This is a genomic window from Acinetobacter sp. AOR43_HL, from assembly GCF_027854635.1.
In the GTDB taxonomy this organism is placed as follows: domain Bacteria; phylum Pseudomonadota; class Gammaproteobacteria; order Pseudomonadales; family Moraxellaceae; genus Acinetobacter; species Acinetobacter pittii.
In genome coordinates, this window is the sequence record NZ_JAKTHX010000029.1 from 551,209 (window position 1) to 577,751 (window position 26,543).

General features: G+C 37.7%; 26 protein-coding genes and 1 pseudogene. 18 read left to right on the forward strand and 9 right to left on the reverse strand.

From position 1 onward, the window contains the following. Window positions 1-51: 51 nt before the first annotated feature. Together MKL33_RS14510 and MKL33_RS14515 are read right to left on the reverse strand one after the other, a co-directional pair. Window positions 52-477, reverse strand: a complete 426-nt coding sequence (locus tag MKL33_RS14510) for a hypothetical protein (protein ID WP_228143222.1) — start codon at window positions 475-477, stop codon at window positions 52-54. A gap of 16 nt (window positions 478-493) precedes the next feature. Beyond that, window positions 494-922, reverse strand: a pseudogene (locus MKL33_RS14515) (hypothetical protein). Window positions 923-1,002: 80 nt separating this feature from the next. Between MKL33_RS14515 and MKL33_RS14520 the strand changes: the two are divergent. From MKL33_RS14520 to MKL33_RS14535, 4 genes are all read left to right on the forward strand, one after another. Then, on the forward strand, window positions 1,003-1,134 hold the full coding sequence (locus tag MKL33_RS14520; protein WP_002113882.1) for a hypothetical protein: 132 nt from the start codon (window positions 1,003-1,005) through the stop codon (window positions 1,132-1,134). Between the two features lie 397 nt (window positions 1,135-1,531). After that, window positions 1,532-2,953, forward strand: coding sequence for a GntP family permease (locus MKL33_RS14525; protein ID WP_270907231.1), 1,422 nt, complete (start codon window positions 1,532-1,534; stop codon window positions 2,951-2,953). A 33-nt stretch (window positions 2,954-2,986) separates the two neighbouring features. Further along, complete coding sequence (locus MKL33_RS14530) at window positions 2,987-3,772, forward strand: 3-hydroxybutyrate dehydrogenase (RefSeq protein WP_270907232.1); 786 nt, start codon at window positions 2,987-2,989, stop codon at window positions 3,770-3,772. A 326-nt stretch (window positions 3,773-4,098) separates the two neighbouring features. After that, entirely contained in the window at window positions 4,099-5,085 is a 987-nt protein-coding gene (locus MKL33_RS14535) for an AraC family transcriptional regulator (RefSeq protein WP_069036033.1), read from the forward strand. Between the two features lie 67 nt (window positions 5,086-5,152). On the opposite strand, the gene MKL33_RS14540 is transcribed toward MKL33_RS14535, so the two are convergent. Both MKL33_RS14540 and MKL33_RS14545 read right to left on the reverse strand, forming a co-directional pair. Beyond that, window positions 5,153-6,496 carry an MFS transporter gene (locus MKL33_RS14540; RefSeq protein WP_270907233.1) on the reverse strand — a complete coding sequence of 448 codons (1,344 nt, stop codon included), beginning with the start codon at window positions 6,494-6,496 and terminating at the stop codon, window positions 5,153-5,155. A 16-nt stretch (window positions 6,497-6,512) separates the two neighbouring features. Next, the gene (locus tag MKL33_RS14545) at window positions 6,513-7,724 is read right to left on the reverse strand and encodes an OprD family outer membrane porin (protein WP_394899659.1); all 1,212 of its coding nucleotides are present in this window, start codon (window positions 7,722-7,724) and stop codon (window positions 6,513-6,515) included. A 368-nt stretch (window positions 7,725-8,092) separates the two neighbouring features. On the opposite strand from MKL33_RS14545, the gene MKL33_RS14550 reads away from it, so the two are divergent. The 5 genes from MKL33_RS14550 to MKL33_RS14570 are packed head-to-tail and all read left to right on the forward strand — an operon-like array spanning window position 8,093 to window position 12,982. Then, on the forward strand, window positions 8,093-9,343 hold the full coding sequence (locus tag MKL33_RS14550) for a dienelactone hydrolase family protein (RefSeq protein ID WP_270907235.1): 1,251 nt from the start codon (window positions 8,093-8,095) through the stop codon (window positions 9,341-9,343). A 12-nt stretch (window positions 9,344-9,355) separates the two neighbouring features. Next, window positions 9,356-10,141 (forward strand): SDR family oxidoreductase, encoded by a 786-nt coding sequence (locus tag MKL33_RS14555; RefSeq protein ID WP_270907236.1) that lies wholly within the window; start codon window positions 9,356-9,358, stop codon window positions 10,139-10,141. A gap of 42 nt (window positions 10,142-10,183) precedes the next feature. Continuing rightward, window positions 10,184-11,422 carry a styrene monooxygenase/indole monooxygenase family protein gene (locus MKL33_RS14560; RefSeq protein WP_270907237.1) on the forward strand — a complete coding sequence of 413 codons (1,239 nt, stop codon included), beginning with the start codon at window positions 10,184-10,186 and terminating at the stop codon, window positions 11,420-11,422. A gap of 28 nt (window positions 11,423-11,450) precedes the next feature. Further along, a complete protein-coding gene (locus tag MKL33_RS14565) occupies window positions 11,451-11,981 on the forward strand; it encodes a flavin reductase family protein (RefSeq protein WP_151283145.1) in 531 nt (176 codons plus the stop codon). Between the two features lie 53 nt (window positions 11,982-12,034). After that, window positions 12,035-12,982, forward strand: coding sequence for a SphA family protein (locus MKL33_RS14570; RefSeq protein WP_270907238.1), 948 nt, complete (start codon window positions 12,035-12,037; stop codon window positions 12,980-12,982). A gap of 55 nt (window positions 12,983-13,037) precedes the next feature. Here the strand turns inward: MKL33_RS14570 and MKL33_RS14575 are convergent, their stop codons facing one another. The 4 genes from MKL33_RS14575 to antA form a co-directional block, all read right to left on the reverse strand. Continuing rightward, window positions 13,038-14,096 carry an AraC family transcriptional regulator gene (locus tag MKL33_RS14575; protein ID WP_270907239.1) on the reverse strand — a complete coding sequence of 353 codons (1,059 nt, stop codon included), beginning with the start codon at window positions 14,094-14,096 and terminating at the stop codon, window positions 13,038-13,040. A 447-nt stretch (window positions 14,097-14,543) separates the two neighbouring features. Next, entirely contained in the window at window positions 14,544-15,578 is a 1,035-nt protein-coding gene (gene antC / locus MKL33_RS14580) for an anthranilate 1,2-dioxygenase electron transfer component AntC (RefSeq protein WP_270907240.1), read from the reverse strand. A 5-nt stretch (window positions 15,579-15,583) separates the two neighbouring features. Then, window positions 15,584-16,075, reverse strand: coding sequence for an anthranilate 1,2-dioxygenase small subunit (gene antB / locus MKL33_RS14585; protein WP_270907241.1), 492 nt, complete (start codon window positions 16,073-16,075; stop codon window positions 15,584-15,586). 2 nt (window positions 16,076-16,077) lie between these two features. Next, the gene (gene antA, locus MKL33_RS14590; RefSeq protein ID WP_270907242.1) at window positions 16,078-17,493 is read right to left on the reverse strand and encodes an anthranilate 1,2-dioxygenase large subunit; all 1,416 of its coding nucleotides are present in this window, start codon (window positions 17,491-17,493) and stop codon (window positions 16,078-16,080) included. 220 nt (window positions 17,494-17,713) lie between these two features. Here antA and MKL33_RS14595 point away from each other — a divergent pair, with 220 nt between their 5' ends. The 7 genes from MKL33_RS14595 (at window position 17,714) to MKL33_RS14625 (ending at window position 23,367) form a co-directional block, all read left to right on the forward strand. Further along, complete coding sequence (locus MKL33_RS14595) at window positions 17,714-18,064, forward strand: winged helix-turn-helix domain-containing protein (protein WP_270907243.1); 351 nt, start codon at window positions 17,714-17,716, stop codon at window positions 18,062-18,064. A gap of 470 nt (window positions 18,065-18,534) precedes the next feature. Further along, the gene (modA, locus tag MKL33_RS14600) at window positions 18,535-19,320 is read left to right on the forward strand and encodes a molybdate ABC transporter substrate-binding protein (RefSeq protein ID WP_141315471.1); all 786 of its coding nucleotides are present in this window, start codon (window positions 18,535-18,537) and stop codon (window positions 19,318-19,320) included. Further along, window positions 19,317-20,009: a molybdate ABC transporter permease subunit gene (gene modB / locus MKL33_RS14605; protein ID WP_141315473.1), complete on the forward strand. Its 693-nt coding sequence runs from the start codon at window positions 19,317-19,319 to the stop codon at window positions 20,007-20,009. The genes modA and modB overlap by 4 nt, the downstream gene beginning before the upstream one ends. Before the next feature lie 4 nt (window positions 20,010-20,013). Then, entirely contained in the window at window positions 20,014-20,634 is a 621-nt protein-coding gene (locus MKL33_RS14610) for an ATP-binding cassette domain-containing protein (RefSeq protein ID WP_002113565.1), read from the forward strand. Between the two features lie 359 nt (window positions 20,635-20,993). Then, on the forward strand, window positions 20,994-21,764 hold the full coding sequence (locus MKL33_RS14615) for an SDR family oxidoreductase (RefSeq protein WP_270907244.1): 771 nt from the start codon (window positions 20,994-20,996) through the stop codon (window positions 21,762-21,764). A 67-nt stretch (window positions 21,765-21,831) separates the two neighbouring features. Further along, the gene (locus MKL33_RS14620; protein WP_270907245.1) at window positions 21,832-22,494 is read left to right on the forward strand and encodes an isochorismatase family protein; all 663 of its coding nucleotides are present in this window, start codon (window positions 21,832-21,834) and stop codon (window positions 22,492-22,494) included. Between the two features lie 471 nt (window positions 22,495-22,965). Further along, window positions 22,966-23,367 (forward strand): transcriptional repressor, encoded by a 402-nt coding sequence (locus MKL33_RS14625; protein WP_005069251.1) that lies wholly within the window; start codon window positions 22,966-22,968, stop codon window positions 23,365-23,367. Between the two features lie 67 nt (window positions 23,368-23,434). Here MKL33_RS14625 and MKL33_RS14630 read toward each other — a convergent pair whose 3' ends face one another. Beyond that, complete coding sequence (locus tag MKL33_RS14630; RefSeq protein ID WP_270907246.1) at window positions 23,435-25,225, reverse strand: bifunctional metallophosphatase/5'-nucleotidase; 1,791 nt, start codon at window positions 25,223-25,225, stop codon at window positions 23,435-23,437. A gap of 250 nt (window positions 25,226-25,475) precedes the next feature. On the opposite strand from MKL33_RS14630, the gene pqqA reads away from it, so the two are divergent. Beyond that, window positions 25,476-25,550: a pyrroloquinoline quinone precursor peptide PqqA gene (gene pqqA, locus MKL33_RS14635; RefSeq protein WP_001982218.1), complete on the forward strand. Its 75-nt coding sequence runs from the start codon at window positions 25,476-25,478 to the stop codon at window positions 25,548-25,550. A 74-nt stretch (window positions 25,551-25,624) separates the two neighbouring features. Further along, a complete protein-coding gene (pqqB, locus tag MKL33_RS14640) occupies window positions 25,625-26,536 on the forward strand; it encodes a pyrroloquinoline quinone biosynthesis protein PqqB (RefSeq protein ID WP_270907247.1) in 912 nt (303 codons plus the stop codon). Window positions 26,537-26,543 lie beyond the last annotated feature (7 nt).

Below are 26,543 nucleotides of genomic sequence, written 5' to 3' on the forward strand. Positions count from 1 at the left end.
CATAATAATATCTAAGACTTAATTTTACGATGATACTAGACAAGTAAGAAATTAATTTATATTTATAGGCCCAGCTAGCCAGTAACCATGATTTACGCAAGTATGGGGAATAGAAGGAGTGACTTGTGCAGATTTTACTTCATATAAGCCACCACTTATTGATATCTCTTCACCAATTAAAGTAGATTGATTTGTAAAACCATTGGTAACTTTAAATTTACCATGGCCTAAATTTACTAATTTGCTGCCATTAGGCCAAATAATCAACGGACCTTTTTCATCACCCAGTCTGATACATCCATTTTTATCTGCTATAAGCTTTCCTTGTGCTGAAGCCATCATTGAAATATTACTTTTCGTATTGCTTGTAATAAGTATCGGTTGAATAGAAACCTCTTCATGATTAGTTATAGTAGGTTTTACCATGCAAGATATTAGGCTAAAAGCAGTTAAAGAGGCTAAGAGTTGAATTTTCATATAGGGGCTTTTTTCTTTACTTTTTAGTAAGAGGTTCTATAAATTGATTGATAATAACGCCTTTACTTAGATCACATGTAGTATCAGGTTTAATTATCCATTTGTAGTTGTTCAAATTAATGGGATAAGCTTCTCCGCTGCCATAAGCAATCGTGTCACCATCTTTATATTCTTTTGAGTCAACAATTAAAAGATATTTATTGCTATCCTAATGAGCATCTTTAGTTGCAAAAATAGGAATCACTCGATCATTTGTATTCATTAAATAAACACAAGAGCCTTCAATCTTGATTTGTGCCTCACTATAGCTTGCATTATCAGCATTACCAGAGTAACCAATTTTTGGAACAATAACCTTATTTTGAACCAGAGAAGTATCGGTACATCCATTAAGTAGGATGATCAATCCAGTTTGAAGAGTGAACAAAATATTTCTTTTATTCATAACTTATATACTAGTGAAAAATCTAAATTATAAATTCTATCAGTAGACATGTAATAGTATTCATTACATGTCTAGCTCTAGTGACAGAAGTAGAAGTTATCTTTAATAAACAAGCGCCGTTTTCGAGTAAAGATGAGAATATTAAAAACACGACTCTATATTCCTGTTCTAATCTTTTGATGATTAAGCTTCAAATTGCTTTATTCAAATAAAGATAGAAAATTATCTGCGCAATATTTCAAAAGAATAAGATGAATTATATTTATCAAATTAATTTAAAAAATATATTATTTAATTGTCTTTATTAAATAATATAGAGATATTAATTTAATTTACTCAATAATTAATAAGTTTTATTAAATAATAATATTTTTTAAATAATTGAATTTTACTAATGAAGCAACTTAACTATTTGTATTGCATGTATATTTTAAAATTTAAATAAATTGCATTGTTTTTAAATGTTTTAGTGATATTTTATTTTTAAGCTCATTTACCTATTACCACTCATAGATACTGTGATTTTTATCATTTTAGGTTTGGGATAACCTAAATATCTTTTGGTAATTTTATTGAACCTAATATCTATTCTTTAGGGAGAAGGAATATATGTGGGAATTATTTGTAATTCTACTTTCGCTTGGGCTGTTGATGTATACAGCTTACAAGGGCTTTTCAGTCATTCTCATGGCACCAATTTGTGCCTTACTCGCTGTTCTTCTCATTAACCCTGCCAATGTCTTACCGTTTTATTCGGGTGTATTTATGCCCAAAATGGTGAACTTTATTAAAGATTACTTTCTTGTATTTTTACTCGGGGCAATTTTCGGTAAAGTCGTTGAGATGTCAGGAATTGCTGAGTCTATTGCACGAACCATTGTGAGATGGATTGGAGCAAAAAAAGCAATTTTAACCGTTGTATTGTTAGGTGCAATTTTAACCTATAGCGGTGTAAGTTTATTTGTTGCTGTATTTGCCATTTATCCTTTTGCAAACCAGCTTTTTAGACAAGCTAATATTCCAAAACGTTTAATTCCGGGGACCATCGCGCTTGGTGCATTTACATTTACCATGGATGCATTACCGGGTACGCCACAAATCCAGAACGTAATTCCAACTACATTCTTTGGCACCAATATTTATGCTGCACCATTTCTAGGAATTATCGGTGCTATCTTTGTTCTATGCATGGGTTTGGCTTACTTAGAATGGCGTCGCCGTGCAGCTGTAAAAGCTGGTGAGGGATACTCTGGTTTTGGTGTAGACGATACGCCGTCTCAAGAAATTGAAGCCGATATGAACTTACAAAATAATGAAAGTACGGCTCGTCAGTTTTTAGCGTTTGTACCCCTTATTCTTGTTGCAGTAATGAACAAATATTTGTCTAAAGCAATCAAAGAGTGGTATCCAAATGGTTTTGATTTTGCCGCAGTTGGATTAGCGGATTACACCGTAGATATTGCAAAAACTGGTGCGATCTGGGCAGTGGGTCTTGCGCTGATTGTTGGAATTATTTCTGCAATTTTATTTGATTATCAACGTGTAGTGACGAACTTCAAAGAGGGCATTAATGCCAGTATTGGCGGCTCACTTTTAGCAGTGATGAATACGGCTTCTGAGTATGGTTTCGGTGCAATTATTGCGTCATTACCGGGCTTTGCTCTGATTAGCCATGCAATGAGCAGTACCTTTACAAATCCATTAGTAAATGGGGCCGTAACGACAACCGTTTTAGCAGGTATTACCGGTTCAGCTTCAGGCGGTATGAGTATCGCTTTAAGTGCGATGGCTGAACAATATAACGCCGCGATTTTAGCTGCGGGTATTCCACCAGAAGTCATGCACCGTGTGGTTGCGATGGCGTCAGGCGGTATGGATACACTTCCGCATAATGGTGCTGTTATTACTTTACTGGCTGTTACTGGGTTAACCCATAAACAATCGTATAAAGATATTTTTGCGGTTACGGTAATCAAAACGTTAGCGGTATTTGTGGTGATTACAGTCTTTACCGTAACGGGTATTGTTTAAATCAGCGCGTTATAAGTATTAAGGAGTAAATAAATGACAAAACTTTTAGACGGTAAGGTCGCTTTTATTACAGGTTCTGCAAGTGGTATCGGTCTAGAGATTGCTAAGAAATTTGCTCAAGAAGGTGCCAAAGTTGTTATTTCTGATATGAATGCTGAAAAGTGTCAAGAAACGGCGAACTCACTTAAAGAACAAGGTTTTGATGCATTATCTGCACCATGCGATGTAACTGATGAAGATGCTTATAAACAAGCCATTGAGCTCACTCAAAAGACCTTTGGTACGGTTGATATCTTAATTAATAATGCTGGTTTTCAACATGTTGCACCTATTGAAGAGTTTCCAACGGCTGTGTTTCAAAAGTTAGTTCAAGTCATGTTAACTGGGGCATTTATTGGTATTAAACATGTTCTTCCAATTATGAAAGCTCAAAAATATGGCCGTATCATTAATATGGCCTCTATTAATGGCTTGATTGGTTTCGCTGGAAAGGCAGGTTATAACAGTGCTAAACATGGCGTAATTGGTCTAACAAAAGTTGCGGCATTAGAATGTGCGCGTGATGGCATTACGGTAAATGCTTTATGTCCGGGTTATGTAGATACACCGTTGGTTCGTGGGCAAATTGCAGATTTGGCTAAAACCCGTAATGTAAGTTTAGACAGCGCACTTGAAGATGTAATTTTGGAAATGGTTCCTCAAAAGCGGTTGCTCTCTGTTGAAGAAATTGCTGACTATGCGATTTTCCTTGCGAGTAGCAAAGCAGGTGGGGTAACTGGCCAAGCTGTTGTTATGGATGGTGGTTACACCGCCCAATAATTTAAGTATTTTATAAAAACCGCTTATTTAAAATAGGCGGTTTTTTATTTGTTGAAATTTACGATAGTCTGCTGTTTAAAAGAATGATTTATCTCTACTCTAGTTGCTTATAAAAAATCTAATAAAATAAGTTTGTTAAGGTATGAAATTATACTTTAAAGGTATTTAACTTATTTCTATTTTTAAAATTTAATAGAGTATGAGAAAGTAATCTTTACTCTCTTTCTTGATTCGATATTTTTCAGGAAAACTCGTCAATTAAAGGATATTAATTGGCATACAAGTTGCTTTTTAAGCAATAAGTTATTTAGCTAGGTGAAAAGGATATGATATCACTCAGCCAACAGATGGAACTCAATCATTATTCACGCAAAGCTGAATTTGCGCAGAATTTGATGTCCACAATTTGTGGTGAACACCGTCTAGATACAATTTACAAAGACACTCTCGATTTTCACTATGACGGAATGCGTTTGCCTAATAAAAAAATGGCGATCGGTACAATCAGTTATGGTGCAAACGTTGCCATTAACATCTCAAATTTAAAAGCGTATAGCATTAGCTTACCTATACAAGGGCGACAAGCTCTCAATATTCGTGGCGCTCATTATCAGTCTGATGAAAACAGAGGCCTTATTGTTTCAAACAACGATCAGCAAGATTTGATTATTGATAAAGATTGCAGAAAATTTCAAGTGGTTATTCCTGAGCGAAGTATGCAGATTGTTCTTGCAGATCTACTGAATAAACCTATAGAGGCTCCCATTATTTTTAATCCTGAAATGCACTTAGACTCTGAGCAACTTATTGGTGCGTGGTGGAAAAATATTCAGAATTTTTTACAGCTAAAATCGCAATATAGTAATTTTTATGGTTTGCAGATGTTATCTGAAGACTATGAAAATTTTGTAATTAAAGCGTTATTGTTGTCTCAAGAAAACAACTATTCTGAAGCTTTAAAGTCACTTTCACATCAGGATGAGCCTGCTTATATCCGTAAGGTTCGTAATTTTATTATTGAACATGCACATGAAGAAATCTGTGCAGAAGACTTACAGCGTTTGGCTGGGGTTTCAAAATCAAAATTGTATGATGAATTTCAACAATACTACGGCACCAGCCCAATGTCGTATTTAAAAAAATATCGCCTCCAACAAATTTACAAAATCCTGAGCACCACAGGTGCAGATAGAAAGGTTTCTATTTCAAAGCTTGCCTATGACTGGGGCTTTAACCATTTAAGTCGTTTTTCTCAAGAATATCGTGAAGAGTTTGGAGAAAATCCAAGTGAGACCAAAGGCAAAATTTTCTGATATTTAATTTTCGCAATAAAAAACTGATTTAGGCAACTAAATCAGTTTTTTATTTATTGATTAATATTTATAGACTTTCTTCGAGCTTTAACACTTGTTTGTTTTTAGATTTCTCATAAATCACTTTGAGACTAAGTGCAATAAATGAGATGAAGGTTGGTAGCGCAAGAATAAAGAAAATACCGCTTAAGCTTAAGTTAAAAGTGAAAATGAGCGAGCCAAAGAAAGCGCCTAAAATTGCACCGATACGGCCAATACCATGCATCCATGAAACACCAACCGCACGACAGACCGCTGGATAGAATATAGCTGCAAGTGGCAGTAATGAAGACTGTGCACCAGCGAGTAAAGCACCAATTAAGAAGATAGTAAGACCTAACAAGAAAATATTTGAGCTTACTAGACCTGCGACAATGAATAGGGCGAAGGCAATTAGATATGAATATTTAATGACTGTGGTTGGGTTCAGTTTATCCATGTACCATCCCATAATCGTTGCACCAATCACACCACCAAAAGGGAAAATCGCGGCAATTAAACTAAACTGTTGGGTACTAAAACCAGCTGTTTTTAAAATCGTTGGCATCCAGCTTGTTAAAAGATAAAACACTAAAAGACTCGTAAAGCAGCAGAGCCAAAGCATACTTGAACCCCACAGATATTTTCCTAAAACCACTTTAACTGGATTTTCATCTGATACAGTTTCTGCTTGAGTTAAAACAAGTTTTACTGGCTCTTGGAAGGAATGACCTTGAATATCTTCTAAAATACGCTGAGCTTTGTCTTGTTGATGACGTGTAATTAAGTATTGAGTTGATTCAGGTAATTTAAGCAATAAAGCAACCACTAAAATGAGGGGAATGCTTCCGCCAATAATAATAACCTTAGCCCAACCATAGCTTTCTAACAGATAAGCGGATAGCACACCGCCGCAAGAAATACCCAGCATAAATCCACAGCCAGCAAGACCTGTAAGAAATGCTTTACGTTTTACAGGCATATACTCAGAAACAATCGTACTGATGTTTGGCATGGCTGCGCCTAAACCAACACCTGTTATAAAGCGATAAATCATTAAGTCTTGAGTTGAGTTGGCAAAGCCACACAAAATCGTAAATATGGAAAATAAAAGGCTTGTAAAAACAATAACGCCTTTGCGGCCAAACTTATCAGACAGAGGCCCAGAAATAATTGCACCAATCGACATACCGACTAAAGCAGCACTTAAAACTGGAGCAAGCTGAGGCTTAGTAATTCCCCAATCATCGAGTAATGCTGGAGCAACAAAACCAATAATTCCTGTATCTAGACCATCACAGAAGAAGACAAAAAAGCCTAGTATAAAAACCATCCATTGTAATGGAGACAGTTTTTCGCGATTGATAATCGTGTTTGCATCTATCGTTTTCATACGTATTCCTTATTCATTAAAATTTTTTGCTGTAATTGACGAAGAAACGGTTTTCAGAGAAATCGTTTCCATGCTTAACGTCGTAATTGATGAAGATGTACTGAAGGGCTAAACCTTTGAGAAAAGGCTGTTGAAGGGCATAATTGATGATAACGTTGGATTCACTTTCTTTATTTTTTAAGCCATCTGCTGTCTTAAAGTGATCGCCATATACATATTTGAAAGTGGTATTTAAACCAGGCACATGATCTTTAAAGTCATAGCCATAGATGAAGTGATAAGACTTTTCATCTTGTTTGAAGAAACCAGTCGTGTTCCAGTTAATGAAATAAGTTTCAGGCAAGAAGCCATCTGGTAACGGGTAAGCAGACTCACCAATAATTTGCTGATAACCCACACTAAAGCTGTGATTTTTTACTTTAAGCGTTTCTAATAACCCTACGTTTTGTGCGTCGATGTCAAAAAGATTTCCATTATCTTTAGCATTGAAATATTTGAATTTTGAATTAACTGAAAAATTAGAATTTTTCCATAGATGGTCAATGCCGACATAGTGTTTGTTATATAAATCCTCCATATTCCCAAAGTAATATTCACCCTTCAATGTAGGCGTAAATTGATAGCGCAGATCTATGTAGTTAAGTCCGTCGGAGTAGCCAGTCACACCTTTTGAAGTAAAAGAAAATCGATGGAAATCTTCTTCATTTCGCGGTGATACTTTTTCAATACGGCCAATTTCAGCAAAAAGTTTGTCGTTTAGCTGGCTCTTAAGATTAGTTCCCCAATAAGACGTCAGTAGTTGTCGGCTTGCATCTACAGTGGTTACGGGTAAATCCAGCCATAATTCACCAATGCTGAGTAGCGTCTTGTTATATCCTAACTTTAAGGTCGCACCATATTTTAGATAATCGGGTGCTTGGGACTGCGTCGCTTTATCAAAAGGTAATACCGTATCTGCAACATGTTTATCTTGGCTTAAACGAACCGCATATTGTGCTGAAGCATTTGCGCCAATTTGAATCGGGGTTCCTCCAATTTCTAACGGCGTATCATGCATATTTGAGTTGTAAAATAGAGAAACTGATTGTGACCAACTACCTGTGTCTTTTACATCTGGATTGTCATAGTTTCTGTCTATATATGCATTTTTTAATGTAAATTTCCATTCTTCATCCGCTGAATAAGCCTGAGTAGAAAATGCACTGCAACATAAAATATTGATGAGCATTAACGTTTTTTGTTGTCCATAAATTGGCCATGGTCGATGCATAAATAAACGCCTTAATTTAGAAAATGACTGGGCTTTTTTTATGTAATCAAACGAATTACATGACTTGATTGAACTATTTTTAGCCAATCGTCACTATCCAATAAGTCCTAATCTTCATCCATTTTTTCCAAATTAGATAAAAAGCATTCATTTCCATTTTTAATTTAAAGTTTTGAAATATAGGTGTTTCTTTGTTTTTAATTTTTTATCCAGTTTGATTGATTTTGATAATTGCGCAGAGATTGGATAGTGCTTGCAGCTTTTGGACAGTCTAAAAAAAAATTCGGATAGAAGATAAAGCCATAACAATGTCAGGAGTTGACACTATGGCTGGTCAAACCGTTCAAATTAAAACAGCATCTGGAAAGCAGTTCAGTGCATATCTAGCAACACCAGAAACAGGAAAAGGACCTGGAGTTGTGCTTTGTCAGGAAATCTTTGGGGTTAATGCAGCCATGCGAGAAAAAGCAGAATTTCTTGCAGAAGAAGGCTATACCGTTTTGGTTCCTGATCTATTTTGGCGTGTAGCACCTAATATTGAACTCGGTTATACACCAGAAGATTTTCAAAAAGCTTTTGAACTTTATCAGCAATATGATGAAAACCTCGGTGTTGAAGATATTCAGGACAGCTTAGCTTTTTTAAAGACACAACCAGAATGTGATACCTCTACAGGTCTCGGCGTAGTGGGCTATTGTTTAGGTGGAAAGCTTGCGTATCTTTCAGGCTGTCGACTTTCGGAAGTGGCATGTGCCATAGGTTATTACGGTGTAGGCATTGAAAAAGCCTTAGATGAGTTAGCCAACGTAAAGGGGCGTTTGGTTTTACATATTGCAGAACTGGACCAATTTACACCGCCAGATGCGAGGCAAGCGATTGTCGATGCAGTTAACCAATATTCAAATGTACAAGCTTATGTTTATGAAGGTGTTGATCATGCTTTTGCACGACCAAAAAGCAACCATTACCACAAACCTTCAGCGCGCTTTGCCCATGAACGTACAGTAACAGCTCTACATGAAACGATTGGGCCGAAATATGACCTAGTTGCACTATGGGAAGAGCATATTCGGCATGAGTTCGATACGCGTGACGTACCAGCTACCATGGCAACGATGGTTGCTGAACCTTATGTCAACCATATTCCAACCTTAACTGGCGGTGTAGGCCAAAGCCAGCTTGCCCGTTTTTATCAATATCACTTTGTGCATCAAAACCCGAAAGATATGAAGATCACTTCGATCTCTCGTACGGTTGGCTCAACGCAAGTGGTAGACGAGTTCATTATGAGCTTTACACACGACGCTGAAATTGACTGGTTATTACCGGGTGTAAAACCAACTGGTAAATACGTCGAAATCCCAATGTTAGGTGTAATTCAGTTCAGAGGTTCAAAGCTGTGTCATGAACATATTTACTGGGACCAAGCATCGGTGCTCGTTCAAATTGGTTTATTAGACCCAACAGGCTTACCAGTTGCAGGTGTCGAGACAGCGCGAAAACTTCTTGATGAAGATCTTCCTTCCAATACGTTGATGCCATCTTGGTCAAGTAGTGAAGGCAAGCCAGTTAGTTAAGGAGGATCTGCAATGAATATAGATTTAAAAGGAAAAGTTGCTGTGTTGAGCGGCGGTGCAACCCTGATTGGTAAAGCTGTTGTACAAGCCTTGGTGAGTGCAGGTGCTCATGTCGCTATCTTAGATATTGATGCCAAAGGTAAGGCGATTGCAGAAAGCTTTAACCATGATGTGATGTTTATTCAAACCGATTTAACCAGCGATGCGGCTATTCAACAAGCTGTGATAGATATTCACCAACATTTAGGTGAAGTGAGTTACTTGGTGAATTTGGCATGTACCTACTTAGATGACGGTTTTAAATCTTCACGTCAGGATTGGTTACAAGCACTTGATATTAATTTGGTCTCTACCGTTGAGTTGAGCCGTGCTTTATACAATGACTTAAAAAAGCAACAAGGTTCAATCGTTAATTTTACTTCAATCTCGGCCAAAGTGGCGCAAACAGGACGCTGGTTATATCCGGTTTCTAAAGCCGCGATACGTCAACTCACACAAAGCATGGCAATGGATTTTGCTGCCGATGGTATTCGCGTCAACTCAGTTTCACCGGGTTGGACATGGTCTCGTGTCATTGCAGAAGTCAGCGGTAATAACCGCGAAAAGGCCGATAGCGTGGCAGCCGATTATCACTTACTAGGCCGATTGGGTCATCCCGAAGAAGTCGCCAATGTTGTTTTGTTTTTATTGTCACCTGCTGCGAGTTTTGTCACCGGAGCAGATTATGCGGTCGATGGCGGATATTCAGTGATGGGCCCTGAAGGATCACAGCCCGCTATTCCACGTTTAGCCGAATAGCACAGCGTTTTAAAGCACATTTAGAAAATTATGGAGAAGATTATGCGCCGTATTGCAATTGTTGGAGCAGGACAGTCTGGTTTACAGCTTGGTTTAGGCTTATTAGATACAGGTTACGACGTAACCATGATCACCAACCGAACTGCCGATGAAATCCGCCAAGGTAAAGTCATGTCAAGCCAGTGTATGTTTCATACCGCTTTACAAACTGAACGTGACTTGGGACTAAATTTTTGGGAAGAACAATGTCCAGCGGTAGAAGGTATTGGGCTAGCTTTAGTCAATCCTGAAAATGGTGGTAAAGCATTTGAATGGAGTGCTCGTCTTGAGCGTTACGCTCAATCGGTCGATCAACGCGTCAAAATGCCATATTGGATGGAAGAATTTGAACGCCGCGGCGGTCGATTAGTGATTCAAGATGTGGGTATAGAAGAGTTAGAACAACTCGCAAACGACTATGAGCTTGTATTACTTGCGGCTGGTAAAGGTGAAGTCGTTAAACAGTTTGAACGTGATGATGTGCGCAGTGTTTTTGATAAGCCTCAACGCGCTTTGGCTTTGACCTACGTCAAAAACATGAAGCCAATTTCACCTTATTCACGTGTGACTTTTAACATTATTCCTGAAGTCGGCGAATACTTTTCATTTCCAGCACTTACCGTTAATGGTCCTTGCGACATCATGGTGTTTGAAGGTATTCCAAACGGTCCAATGGACTGCTGGCAAGATGTCAAAACACCCGAACAGCACCTGCAATGCAGTTTGGATTTACTCAAGAAATTTGTGCCTTGGGAATATGAACGTTGCACAAATGTTGAGTTAACCGATGCTGGTGCATATTTAGCAGGACGTTTCCCACCGACAGTACGCAAACCCGTCTTAACCTTACCGTCTGGCAAGAAAATTTTTGGCATGGCAGATGCCTTAGTGGTCAATGATCCAATTACCGGCCAAGGCTCAAACAATGCGGCTAAGTGTAGCAAGATCTATTTCGATGCCATTTTAGCCAATGATAATCAAAGCTTTAGCGAACAATGGATGGTTCAAACTTTTGAACGCTATTGGGCTTATGCAGAAAAAGTCGTGGCTTGGACCAATAGCTTGCTCGTACCGCCACAACCGCATGTTGTTGAACTATTAGCAGCTGCAAGCCAAAACCAAAGCATTGCTTTAATTATGGCCAATAACTTTGATGACCCTCGCGCTTTTGCCCCTTGGTGGTTTGATGCAGATCAAGCTCAAGCATTCTTGGTCTCAAAAACCGCAGCAAAAGTCGCTTAAGGTCAAAATATCAAAGGGAGATTTTAAAATGGACACAATTGAAACTTTAGCTTTACAAGCCATTAATGCTGAAAACCCGAGAGAAATCCGTAACTTGCTTGGACAGTTTGCAACTGGCGTTACCGTAATTACAACTCGTGGTAAAGATGGTCGGAAAATAGGCATGACAGCCAACTCATTTTCATCTCTGTCTTTAGATCCGCCATTAGTTTTGTGGAGTCTTTCAAAAACCGCGCCAAGTTTGCCTGATTTTGTAGAAGCTGAATATTTTGCCATTCACATGTTGGCACAAGAGCATCATCAGCTTTCGGGGCATTTTGCTCGAGGTGCTGAAGACAAATTTGCAGGCATTGCCCATCAACAATGCAATGCTGGTGTTCCAATTTTGACTGATGCACTCGCAACCTTGGTTTGCCGTAATGTAAATCAGTATGAAGGCGGTGATCACCTGATTTTTATTGGTCAAATTGAACAATACCAACAACGCCAAGGTGAACCATTGGTATTCCACGCAGGAAAGTATCGGATTGCCGCAGAACATCCAGAATTAGCACATTAATTCACCATAATCACGATCAATCCGGTCGTGATTTTTTTATAGGAAATAAGAAGATGAAAAGCACTTTAATTAAACATGGCTTTTTAGCAGGGACATTGTTGGGTTTGCCATTGGTTACACATGCCTATGATTTACCGACCGTAAATTTAGGCATGACCAGCTTTCTCGATGGCGGATTACCCGCAGGGCCTGGCTGGTATGCTCAAACCTATTTTCAAAATTACGATAGCAATAAACTGGTCGATTCCAATGGACAAAAACTCGGTTTACCTAAAACAGATTTAAATTATCAAGTACTGGTTGAGCAGATTAGTTATTTATCGAATGTCCGAGTAAAAGATAAAGCCAGTCTAGGCATAAATTTTTTAATTCCTTCTGTCAGCAAAATGGACATGGATGATGGCTTAAATAATGCTGCTATTAAGGCCCAAAGTGGCTTTGGGGACATTATGATCGGACCTTTTATTCAGTTCGATCCAGTCATGGGCGCGCAAGGGCCGAAGTTTGTACATCGTTTTGAGTTTCAGGTCAATTTACCTACTGGGGAATACGACCAGCAAAAAGATATTAATCCAAGTAATAACGCTGTTTCATTTGATCCTTATTGGGCTGCCACATATTGGTTTAATCCAAAATGGACAGCTTCAACGCGTATCCATTACCTCTATAACTTTAAAAATGATGACCCAAGCTATGCTTTTGCTGGAGCAAATGATATGCAAGCTGGTCAAGCAATTCATGCAAACTTCGCAACAGACTATGCCATTACTGAACAGTTCCGCTTAGGACTAAATGGTTATTGGCTAAAACAATTCACGGACACCGAAGTTGATGGTGAAAAAGTCAAAGGTCGACGTGAACAAGTGTGGGCTATTGGCCCCGGTGCGATGTATAGTTTTTCTAAAAATGACCATTTAGTTGCAAATGCTTATTTTGAGCAAGATGCTGAAAACCGCGCAGAGGGAACACGACTGCAAGTTCGTTATGTTCATCATTTTTAAACTATAAAAAAAGCCTTTTATATCAATCAATATAAAAGGCTTTTCTATATTTGTTTTAAGAAAAAATTGAAGTAATTAAGCCTGAGCCTTCATTTTGACCAGAACGGCGGGTAGAAGAAGGTAATTCACCATAACGGCGTTTATATTCTTGAGAAAAACGGCCTAAGTGAGTAAATCCCCATTTAAATGCAACGTCAGTGACAGATAGATTTTCATTGTGCATCAGCTCTAAATGGGCTTGCTCAAAGCGTAACTCTTTTAAATAAGACATTGGGGTTGTCCCCAAATAATTTTTAAAACCGGTAAATAGCGTTCTCACGCTCACGCCTGCATGTTCAGCCAAAATTTCGACATTAAGCGGCTCATGTAAATGTTCTTTTATATAAGCTTCTGTACGCTTCACGAAATAAGGAGAGACTGTTTTTTCTTTATAATGATCAAGCTTATGTAATGCGTTATTGGGTTGACCATAAATGAGCGCATTAAACAAATTTGACTCAAATTGTTTAAAAGCTAAAGGATGATGGAGTGGATGTTGCTCACATGCTAAAGCATCCATTAATGTTCTAACGAGCTGTAAAAAGTAGGCTCCACTTTGTGTAGCAAAGTCTAATTTTGGGTCGAAAACGAGTAAGTTATTTTCTGAATCGGCAATGTGCTGACGGCAATGGTAAGTAAAATCATCCTTTGAAACTTTTAGAATGAGCTGTGGTGAGTTCGCATGCCAGCGCATACGTAAAGATTGCTGAGGAGAAATAAGAGATGCAACTTGAGAATAAGAAATAAACTTTTGTGAACCAAACTCGATTTCTGCATAGCCCTGAGTTGGAATTTGAATTAGGTAAAAGTTATCAAGGTGATCTGGTTCAATAATGACATCCGCGCCATATTCCAAGCGGCTAATAGACAGTGCGCCTGTTTTAACATGGTGCATGGTTGCACTGAAATCTCGCTTCTGATGAGAGATTTTAAGATCATGCGGTTTAAAAATTTGCCCCACATTTCGGCAAGTTTCGCTTAAATCGTGGTGATCAAACACCAAATTATGAACAGTAAAGATCGACTCATTTTGAAAATGACGTCCATTGAGTTCGTGGGAGTTGGCTTGGTTCATATTTATCCCTTTTGGCTCACTCCTGTATTTACTGTGCAAAATATGTGAAACCTTAGCTTTGCAACACGTAAATACGGCACTTAAAAAAATTAAGTTACTCGCAAATTACTATGAGATATAAGCAAAATACAGACCAATTTATCCGCTAATTAATATGATTTTCTCAAATTTTTACTTTGGATTTTGTCCATCAATTTAATACATTCGAGAAATAGAATAGGGGGATATAAAAGGTGCTATAAGTTAATCTCATCATGATCTTATTCCTTAAGATCTATCAAAATTTATAGCAAATCCGAGTGAGCTGGTCAATTTATTTTGTCGGAATTAATTATTTTATACTATTGATATATAAAAACTTTTGATTTAAATGCAAAAATTCAATATACCCTTTATAAGAGTATATTGAATGATTTCAGGTTTAGTGGTTTTTAAATTATTTATACTTCAACGTGATGTATTGCTCTGTAAAAACTTCTCGCTATAAATACGATAGTTTTGCAAAGATTGTTCATCTAACCAATTTTTCACGGCTTCAATCATTGGCGGTGGACCACATAAATACATATCAAAATCCTGCTCGGCCAGTTGATCTTTATTTAAGTGCTCATGGATATAGCCTGCTTTACCTTGCCAAGCTTCGGTTGCTTTAGTCACAATCGGATGATAACTAAAGTTTGGAAGCTGTTCTGCATAGGCATGTAAACGTTGTTGTTCACATAAATCGGTTTCATTATTTACGCCGTAATACAACTGAACGGCAGGTGAGTTCGGTTGATCCACCAAGTTATCTAGCATTCCCAAGAAAGCTGATAAACCTGTTCCACCCGCCACAAAAACCAGTGGTCGTTCTACTTCACGTAAGTAGAAACTACCAAGCGGCGCTTCAATAAGTAGGCTTTGTCCAACCTGACAACGGTCACGCAGGTAATTGCTCATCACACCGTCTGGCAATAGACGAATTAAAAATTGCAATTGATTGGTTGTATTTGGTCTATTTGCAAAAGAATAAGAACGCCAATCTTCAGTATTCGGTATTTGCAAACGAGCATATTGACCCGGTAAAAACTGAAGTTGTTCAGTATGACTGCTTGCATCAAGGTGTAAGATTGCTGTCGTTTCAGAAACCAGCTCAACCGCAGTCACTTGGGTTTCAATTTTTAAAGTATCACCAGCGTTACAAATAGCAGAATCATGATCGAAATAAAAAGCTGCATCGGATTTTACACGCGTCTGGCAAGCTAACATTTTTCGCTCAGCCAAATCACGTTCACTTAATGCATCTTCATCGACATATTCTTGTTCATAAATACCAGTTTCACACTGTCCCTGACAGGTACCACAAACACCTTCGCGGCAGTCTAACGGTAGGTTAATTCCTTGGCGAACTGCTGCATCAAGCAACAATTCGTTGTTATTTACCGAAATGAAAAAGGTTTTGCCATCGGCAAAATTAAGTGCAACTGAATGTCCCATTTTCATTCCCCTTAAACGTGATAGAAGTCTAAAACGGAATCAATTTTGTCATTCAGCAAAATGCTGTGCTGACGACGAATGCGGAAACCATCTGCTGTTTGGCGTAAAAGATAGGTTGCGTGTCCGTAAAAACAGCCTTCTAAACTTTGACGGTTATAAAGCGTTTGCCATGCAACTTTTGCTTCAATTAATCCATCATCCAATGTTTTAACTCGGATGTTGTTTATGCTGTGCAAAGTACGTGGTAACGGAGTTGCAGAAGCTGCTTTACCTGTACGAATACGGAATACACGGTCTTCAAGGCCTGTACGGTCCGCATAATAGATATAAGACAAGCCCTGATTTGGATCTTGAACATAGTTATGATCATCAATCCACTGTGGAATATGATATTCACTATCTTCATCGTAAAGATCTAGATAGGCATCCCAGTCATAAGCATCACAAAGTTCTGCTTTTTTGTACAAAAACTGAGATACAGCAAAATTTAGTTCTTGTGACATGGTTACACCTCATCCATTACGGTATTGTTTTCAAAAGTAATATCCTGCATTTTCAAGGATTTCTTGTTTAAGCCGTCGAGCATGAGACGTTGCCAATGTCCATGCTGGTTTACATAGAGTCCTTCATGAGTAAACTCACGGCCAGTAATGACGGGTTGAATGCCTAAATCTTGTGAGTTTTTGGTTGCACCGTATTCCCAAGACTGACAACCGCGAGAAATATCACTCCAACGTTCAAGACGTGCTTGGAAACCTTTTTGTTGCTCACGGAATTCGACTAAATCGTCTGGCGTACCAAGGCCGGACACGTTAAAGAAATCCTCGAACTGGCGAATACGGTTACGGCGTGCTTCTGCAGATTCACCTTTAACACCAATACACTGGCTAATGACTTCAGTTTTATTCCATGCCACAGGGCGAACGATACGAAGCTGTGAACTAATTTGGTCCATAAAGAATAGACTAGGGTACAAGTTTAAGTTTCTTAAACGATGCATTGCCCATTCAGCATATTTGTCGCCATATTTCTCGACCATATATGGCATAACCGTGCTGTAACCCGGACGAACAGTTGGGTTCGGCATGTCACTAAATAATACGCTATGGCCATTCTTAAAACTAAACCAGCCATCGTCAGTTTCTGAGTCACCCGCACCCAACTTGCTATAGTCAAGCGTATCGAGTTCTTCACCTTTTGATGCATTGACTTGTTGACGATGTTGAACTGTAGAGACATAGTTATAGTGAACAGTGCTGACATGGTAACCATCTAGACCATTTTCATTTTGTAGTTTCCAATTACCTGCAAAGGTATAAGATGATTTGCCTTGTAGTACTTCGAGTTCACCTGTTGGTGACTGGTTAACCATTAAATCAAGAAACAGTTTTGCATCACCTAAAAAGTCTTCAAGAGAATCTGTTGCTTGAGTATCAAGACTTACAAATACAAATCCACGATAGCTGGCAATACGGCCTTGTTTTAAGCCTCGGCTTGATTTATCAAAATCTTCACAGTATTCACCAGGTGCTTTTACTTTAACTAAACGGCCATCTGACTTATAGCACCATGCGTGGAATGGACAAGTAAATGTAGATTGATTGCCTTTAGCAACGCGTGTTAGGGTCGCACCGCGGTGTTCACAAGCATTGACCATGGCATGTAGTTCACCTTTTCCATCACGGCTTACAATAATCGGTTGACGACCAATTTGAACGGTTAGGAAATCATGATTATTTGGAATCTCACTTTCGTGGCATGCATAAATCCAAACCTTTTCAAAAATAAGTTCCATTTCCAAGTCAAATAGTTCAGGCTCGGTAAACATATTACGTGCAATACGAAACACGCCATCGTTAGGACGGAAGTCGATACATCCATCTATAAAATCATTCCATTGTTTTAAATTAGATGAGGTCATTGCTCAATCCTCCAATCAATCAGCTTTTAACTGATTGAACCGCGATTAAGCCTTTGCCTCTATCCGTTTTTTCCAGATCTTTATCCACTTTGTGCAGTTTTGATTTTTTGATCGAACTCTTTTTAGGAAAGAGTATAGATTTAAATTTGTATGTGTTTTAACCTATCAAAGTTCCTTATAATGTTAAGGAGCATAAAATGAAATTTTGTGAACTAAGTCTATGAAAGAACAAAACTTAAAATTACAAATTAGAATTCTTTTAGAGCAAAACATCGCATTTGGTCCGGGTAAAGCAGATTTACTTGAAGCAATTGAAAGAACTGGTTCGATCTCACAAGCTGCAAAATCTATGAATATGAGCTACCGCCGTGCATGGCAGTTAGTCGACACCATGAATCAATGCTTTGAAACAGCTTTGGTGGAAACTCAAACGGGCGGAACACATGGTGGTGGGGCAGCCGTTACAGCTTTGGGCCAGAAAGTCTTAGAGCATTACCGCCAAATGGAAATCAATGCTCGACAAGCCTTAGAACATGATTATCAAATTATGAGTAGCCATTTAAAAGGTTAAGATAAAAGATTGTTTAGGCATGAAATCTTTTAATTTGGTATAGCTTTTGCTTAATTCAAATTACGTGCTGAAAAAGCACTGCTGCAATTTTAGTTACACAGACAATGGCGTCTATTCTGCACTATCGTAAAAGATGGTTTGGGATAGGCGTTTTTTATTGCGTATCTAAAAAAGTAGCTGGCATAAACGACTGATCTTTATGGTTATCTCTATGTGTTTTTTGGCATAGGGATAACCATAAAACCAATTAAATTATTCACTAAAATTTAAAAGAAAATAAGTTTTATATAGTGTTCTTAAATGGTTAGTTCGCACTACCGAGTGCACCAAAATGAAGTTCTAAATACAAATTGCGCTATTTACCTTCATTCCGATCATCTATATTTGACGAATTATACTTTTCATAATCTTTATGTAGCGCTATATTCTTGGGTATATATCGCTGCAAAAACGACAAAAAGGTAAAAATAATGGTAAGTGATACGAAGATAAAAAAATTGGCTTTAGCTTGTTCAATGCTCAGCATAGGATTGGTCTTTAATGTTCCAGCCAAGGCTGAATCAGTTACTGTTTATGCAGCAGCAAGTTTAACCAATGCAATTAATGATTTAGAAAAAATTTACGAAAAACAGAATAAAGTAGAAATTAAAACTTCGTATGCAGGATCATCGACTTTAGCGAAACAAATTGAAGCAGGTGCGCCAGCAGATATTTTTATTTCAGCAGATACCCAGTGGATGGATTATCTGCAAAATAAAAAATTAGTTGCAACAAATGACCGTATAAATCTATTAGGCAACCGTCTGGTTCTAATTACCCCTAAAGGGCAGTCATTCAACATAAAATTAGATAAAACCAATGATCCAAACAAAGTGTTTAAAGGCAAGATTTGTACAGGGGATACCAAAAGTGTGCCTGTAGGCAAATATGCTAAACAAGCTTTTACCAATTTAGGTTGGTGGAACCGTATTGAGCCAAAACTAGTCGAAACAGAAGATGTTCGTGCTGCTTTAAACTTTGTTGCACATGGTGAATGTCAGGTTGGGATTGTTTATGCAACCGATGCAGCAATTAGCAAAGACGTGAAAGTAGCTGGCATATTTCCAGAAATTACACATTCGCCAATTATTTATCCTGTAGGGTTGATTAAAAAGAACTCAAACTCAGCAAAGTTCTATCAGTTTTTACAAAGCAATCAAGCCAAAGCTGTTTTTAAAAAATATGGCTTTAGCGTGTTGGCTCCAGCAAAACCATGATGTTTTCTTTAACCGCAGAAGAGCTCAGCGTACTACAACTTTCTTGTAAGGTTGCAGCAAGTTGTCTTGTGGTCAGTATTATTCCTGCAATTTGTGTGGGATGGTTTCTGGCACGTAAAGAGTTTTGGGGTAAGTCGTTTATTGAAACATTGGTGTTTTTACCTTTGGTGTTACCGCCAGTGGTGCCTGGTTATTTGCTATTACAGGTATTTGGCAGTCGCGGCATTATTGGACAATATTTGGCACCGCTCGGAATTGATTTTGCATTTAACTGGAAAGGCGCTGTTCTTGCTTCGGCAGTGATGGGTTTCCCGCTACTGGTGCAATCTATTCGACTAGCAATTGAATTGGTCGATCAGCGTTTAGAAATGGCAGCAAAGACATTAGGAGCTTCATCTTTAGGGGCATTTTTTCATGTCACTTTACCTCTTGCCAGCAGTGGCATTTTAGTTGGTGCTATTTTATGTTTTTGCCGTAGTTTAGGTGAGTTTGGGGCCACCATTACCTTTGTAGGTAATATTGCAAATGAAACACGGACTTTGCCTCTAGCCATGTATAGCTTAATGCAACAACCCGATACCGAGGCCGCTATTCAACGGCTTATTGTTTTATCGTTGAGTGTGGCTTTTTTAGCGCTATGGTTTGCACAGTGGTTTCATCGTTATCAAAAGAAGCGCTTAGGGCGGTAAAATTATGTTGATTGATTGCCGTTTTGAGCTACAAATGGGCCAATTTCATATTGAACCTAGTTTCCAGTCAGATGCTGCTGTTATTGGCTTATTCGGTGCATCGGGTTCAGGTAAAACATCGATTTTACATGCCATTGCAGGCCTGAATACTCCGCGTAATGGACTCATTAAAATACAGGATCAAACATGGTTTGATTCAGATCAAAACATTAATTTGAGCACCCAAAAGCGACATGTTGGATTGGTTTTTCAAGATGCTCAGCTTTTTCCGCATAAAACGGTAAAGCAAAACTTATTATTTGGTCTTAAGCATCTTTCCCAACAAGAACGTCACTTTGAAGCAGATTATATTATTGAGTTATTAAAGTTAGGGCACTTATTACAACGTATGCCCATTAAACTCTCAGGAGGGGAAAAACAGCGCGTGGCACTAGGTCGAGCATTGTTATATTCACCTAAACTGTTACTTCTAGATGAGCCTTTATCAGCATTAGATGCGAATCATAAAGCTGAAATTATTCCTTTTTTTCAGAAAGTAAAAGAGGAAATAAAAATTCCAATGATTTATGTGAGTCATGATATTCAAGAGATTAAACAACTGACTGAAACAATGTGGATTCTATAATTTTTCATTTTTTATACACATTTCCAAACTTATGAGAGTCCGAGTTATCTAGAACTCATTCTGAGCCTGCTGGAGATTGAACCCTAAAAAGTTACTAGGTTTGATAAACCATAAATCTGATTTTAGCCGAATAAATCAAAACCTGCCTTATTGAAAATGATTATTAACAATAAAATATTTCTGACCTTCTAATTTAATAAAACGAATATAAAACAACAATTTAATTTAAAATTTTAAGCTAAAGCTCATTTGTCTGAGATCATAAATTAATCTTTTATCTTAATTTGCTCTTGATAAGAATGATAATTATTTGCAATTATATTTATAGATTTCTTTATAATATAAATTGGAGTATCCACATGCGCTCTACCATCGTGGTCACAGGTGCTGCAAGAGGGATAGGAGCAGCTATTGCCAAGCAACTACTAGATCAGGGCTATCATGTTATTGGTATTGACCGACAAGAAAATCCTAAACAATGGGATATCAACAAAACAATAACGCCAGATCAAACTTCACAATGGCAAGGCATCTCACAAGACATTACCCATCGACAAGAAACACAAACTTTAATTTCAGAGCTTTTAGAAAGATACGAAATTACGGGGTTAGTAAATGCAGCAGGAGTATTAATTATGCGCTCCATGCTTGAAGCCAAAACGGAAGATTGGGAAACACTTTTTGCGGTCAATGTCATGGCACCTATTGCGATTAGCCAACAAGTTGCTAAACATTTTTGTGCAAAAAGGCGGGGTAGCATTGTCACTATTAGTTCAAATAGTGCGCGTATGCCGCGTATGCAACTTGGTATGTACGCCACCACTAAGGCTGCACTGAGTCATTTTTGTCGCAATCTGGCACTTGAAATTGCACCTTATCAAGTCAGGCTAAATATTGTTTCACCTGGATCTACTCTCACTCAAATGCAGCAACAACTATGGACTGATAATACACCTCCACCTGCAGTAATTGATGGTGATTTGAGTCAGTACCGAACAGGTATTCCCTTAAGAAAACTCGCGCAACCAGATGATATTGCCAATACCGTGAGCTTTTTACTTTCGGACCGAGCGGCCCAAATTACGATGCAAGAAATAGTGGTAGATGGGGGAGCTACACTTGGGGTCTAAAGATTACTTCAGCACAACAACCATCTGAAATTAAAAATATTTTGAAAGATAGAAAAGGAAAATACTAATGAGTATTCCAAAGATTGCAAGTTATAGTATGCCCCAAGCCCATGAATTTACTCCCAACAAAACAAATTGGTTATTGAATACCAATCGAGCTGTTTTATTAGTTCATGATATGCAGCAATACTTTTTAGATTTCTATGACTTAACTCAAGAACCTATTCCAGAACTCCTTAAAAACACCAAAGCATTAATTGATGCTGCTCATCAATCTAATATTCCCGTTGTTTATACAGCACAACCGGGTAATCAATCACCTGAACATCGACAGTTATTAACTGATTTTTGGGGACCTGGTTTAAAGAACGAGCCGAGCTTTACGCAGATTTTGCCAAAAATTTCACCTCAAAAAAATGATACGGTGCTTACCAAGTGGAGATATAGTGTTTTTAAATTTTCACCTCTCGAACAACTCATGCGGGAGTCTGGTCGCGATCAACTGATTATCTGCGGGGTATATGCACATATTGGTTGTCTTATGAGTGCTGCTGAAGCTTTTATGCTAAACATCCAACCATTCTTATGTGGTGATGCACTAGCTGACTTTAGCCGAGAAGAGCACGATATGGCGTTAAAATATGCTAGTACACGATGTGCTCAAGTCATGACAACACAACAAGTGATTCATGCATGGATGCAAGAACAAGATGCACTATCCCTAGCATAATAGTCATTTAACTTATTCTACTTAAAATATAAAAAGCAGATCATCGATCTGCTTTTTATATGGGTGGAAATGAATACTTATTTAGTAATATATAATAGTTATCATTATGTATTTGATAATTACTTAATATTGAATATTAAAACTTATATGTATATGATACACCGCTAAACACAAATGATAATATTTATCATGTGTTAATCATTATATAGAATAAGGTCGAAAAATGACTTAATGAAGAGGGTCGCAATATGGTTCAGCTCAAGAATTCTTTTATTCGCCAAGGGCGTACATGTAGATAGTGAGTTAGGAATAATATTAAATTATTCAGAATCTTATAAACAGATCAAAGCTTATTTATAGGGTAATAAGCTCTGATTTATACATCAAATCATTTCCATAATTTTCAAGTAAGTATAGACAAAATAATTTTAAAAAATTTCTATATTTTTTCAACATTAAGGTTAATTAATCATGACAGCAACTTCAAAATCATTATTAAATGGACTACCAATAAAAAAATCGAGAATACAGGTTTTTGAAATTTTAAATCAAAATCCACAAGGCTTAAGTGCTGTGAGTATTTATACGCAAATTAAAAATGAACATAAAATAACGCTAGGAACGATTTATCGAATCTTGTCAGAATTTGAAAACCGTAAACTCATCAAAAGAGTATTTCTAGGAAAAAGCAAAAGTATTTATAAGCTTAGAAAAGACAAGATGAGTTGTAACCTCATTTCGCTCAAAACCTCTGAAGCCTTGAACTTTGAACATGACAAAGTTAAAGAATTACTTCATGAGGTTACTGATATTATTTTTGCAAATACCGGAGTCGATATCAGTAGTGTTGAGCTCAATCTATATACCGAATAAAAATCTTTTAAACTGCCATAAAAAATAAAGGACAGCATCATACTGTCCTTTATTGTTATTAAATCAGTTACTTGATAACTTTAATTCGAGTTGTAGCTGGAATAGTTAAAGGTGAATCTTTAGAGTTTTCAGCAACATAGTTTTCAAGCGCATCAATATCTTGACCACCACCGACACGGTTTTGGCCTTCTTTTAATACCGTAAAGTTGTCACCACCATCTGCCAAGAAGCTATTTACCGTCACGCGATACACTTTAGTGTCAACTAACGGAGAACCAGCAACTATGATGTTACTTGCTCGTGGTGAAACAGATGTATTTGCTGCATATTGGTAACTCAACTCTTTAGATGGCTGTAAAATTCTAGGTGAATTTGCATTTGCACCAGACCATTGCTGTTCAAGCACATCTCTAATCTGTTTACCGGTTAAGCTCAAAGTCACAATAGAGTTACCGAAAGGTTGAACTGCAAAAACATCGCCAAAGGTAATCTGGTTACTACTATTAATGAGTAGATCCGCACGCACACCACCTGGATTCATTAGCGTAAAGTCTGAGCCTTGATTACTTGCTTTTAAGGCAGCCGCTTGCTGAGCATCTGCAATCATAATACCTAGCGGACTTTCACCACTTTCGACTTGAGTACGGCTCACAACTGCAGTAGATGTACCAACCACACGACTTGAAATGGTGGTCACAGCTTGGCGGTATTTATCTAAAATTGCTTCAATGCTTGGGGTTTTACTAAATTTTTGATAGAGATCTGTAAGACTTACTGTGGTTGTACCAGACGTATATGCTTCACTTTGTACAGGAACCTGTTTCGCATCTTTTTTAATTACATCACCAGTTTTACCATCTAATTCAATCTTGATGTCAGTAATAAGCGTGCCATATTGTCCAGCTGAAGTAAGTAAGAATGGTTTAGCCGGATTTTTTGTTGCATAGTCACAAATATAAGATTGATGTGTGTGACCTGAAACAACAATATCAACTGCTGGATTAAGCTTATCCAAAATTCCTAAAATCGGACCACTTAAACCATCACATGTTTTTTGATTGAGCTTCGTACTTGGCGCTGCACCTTCATGGACAACGACTACAATCGCTTCAATTCCTTGTTTTTTTAATTCAGGAATCAGGGCATTTACCGTATCTGCTTCATCACGGAACTCAACATCTTTAATGCCTGCCGCAGAAACAATACTTGGCGTCGCTTTAAGAGTTAAACCAATAAATGCGACTGGAATTCCGCCATAAGTTTTGACTTTATAGGCTGGGAAGATCGTTTTACTGGTGTCATTTTTCATTGCTACGTTAGCAGCAAGGAAATCAAATTTTGCACCACTAAAATTTTTATTAATTTGACAAGGTGCAGTGCTGGTATATTGCTGACATCCACCATTTTTTAAACGGCGTAATTCGTCTGTACCCCGATCAAATTCATGGTTACCCACAGCATTAAAGTCAATTTGAATATCATTCATGACTTCAATGGTTGGTTCATCTAAAAATAAAGAAGAGGTGAGAGGAGAAGCGCTAATTAAATCGCCTGCCGAAACCACAGCATTATTTGGATTTTCTGTTTTAAGTTTTTTAATCGCATCGGCGAAGTAACTCACTCCTCCTACAGGAATACGAACAGATTGAGCAGCATCATTTGGATTTGGTGCCTCGACATAACGCTTAGGTGGCTCAAGATTTCCGTGAAAGTCATTAAAAGCTAAAATATTTACGGTTTGATTGCTTTTTTGGGCAGGTGGTGCTGTGTCATTATCATCATCGTCATTACATCCCGCCAATAATGCTACAGCCAGAGAAAGTGTTGTTACTTTAAAAAGTATTGTTAAATTTTTCATTTTTTTATCATTTGATCAATTAAGACGGATAAAAAAATACGCTTTTAGTATGAATGTTTGATGAAACACCCAAGTAAGTAAATATGTTCGAAATATTAAAATTTGGACAAAAAACACAATTATCGAACAATATCTTAGCTAGGGGTGGTCTACAAACCCAATTTTTTTATTTAGAATAAATTTTTAATTGCCTTATAAATCTTAATCAAGTGATTCATTTCATAAGATTAATATGAACCGGAGATAATTTATGCAATGGACTAAACCAGCTTTTACTGATTTACGCATTGGTTTTGAAGTTACAATGTACTTTGAAGCACGTTAATCAGTTTCATCAAATATGTCATAAGCCCTAGTCTTGTTCTAGGGCTTATCTCTTTCTAATAAGATATTAATTTTATGTATATTTATGTTTTAGGTTCAGCTGCCGGAGGCGGGTTTCCGCAGTGGAATTGTAATTGCCCGAATTGTCATGGTGTGCGTACAGGTACAATCCAAGCCAAAGCCCGTACTCAATCATCGATTGCTGTTTCTGAAAATGGAACAGACTGGGTTTTATTAAACGCGTCACCTGACATCCGTCAGCAACTCTTCGAATTTAAAGCAGCTCAACCAGCGCGTAAATTGCGTGATACAGGAATAACAAGCGTTATTTTAATGGACAGTCAGTTAGACCATACCACTGGGCTTTTAACCTTACGTGAAGGTTGCCCAATGAATGTATGGTGTACAGCAATGGTCCATCAAGATTTAACTAGCGGCTTTCCAGTTTTTAATATGCTCAAACACTGGAATGGCGGTCTTCAATATCATGGGATTAACCCTAAACAAGCTTTTAAAATTAATGGTTTCGAAAATTTAGAATTTTTGCCTTTAATTATTAAAAGTGCTGCACCACCATATTCACCGCATCGAAATGACCCACATGACGGCGACAATATCGCTTTAATTATCAAAGATCATAAGACACAAAAGCAGTTGTTCTATGCACCGGGTCTTGGAAAAATTGATGATCAAATCATGCAGATTATGCAGAGTTCAGACTGCGTCATAATTGATGGTACGCTTTGGACAGACGATGAAATGCAACAAACAGGGGTTGGAACTAAAACTGGCCGTGAAATGGGGCATTTGTATATTAGTGGTGAAGGTGGTTCACTGTCTTATTTAAACCAGCTGAGTACACCTAAAAAAGTGCTGATTCATATTAACAATACAAATCCGATTTTAAATGAAAACTCTAGCCAGTTTGCTGAGCTTAAGGCAAATGGTGTAGAAGTTGCCTATGATGGCATGCAGATTGAACTCTAAGGTGAAA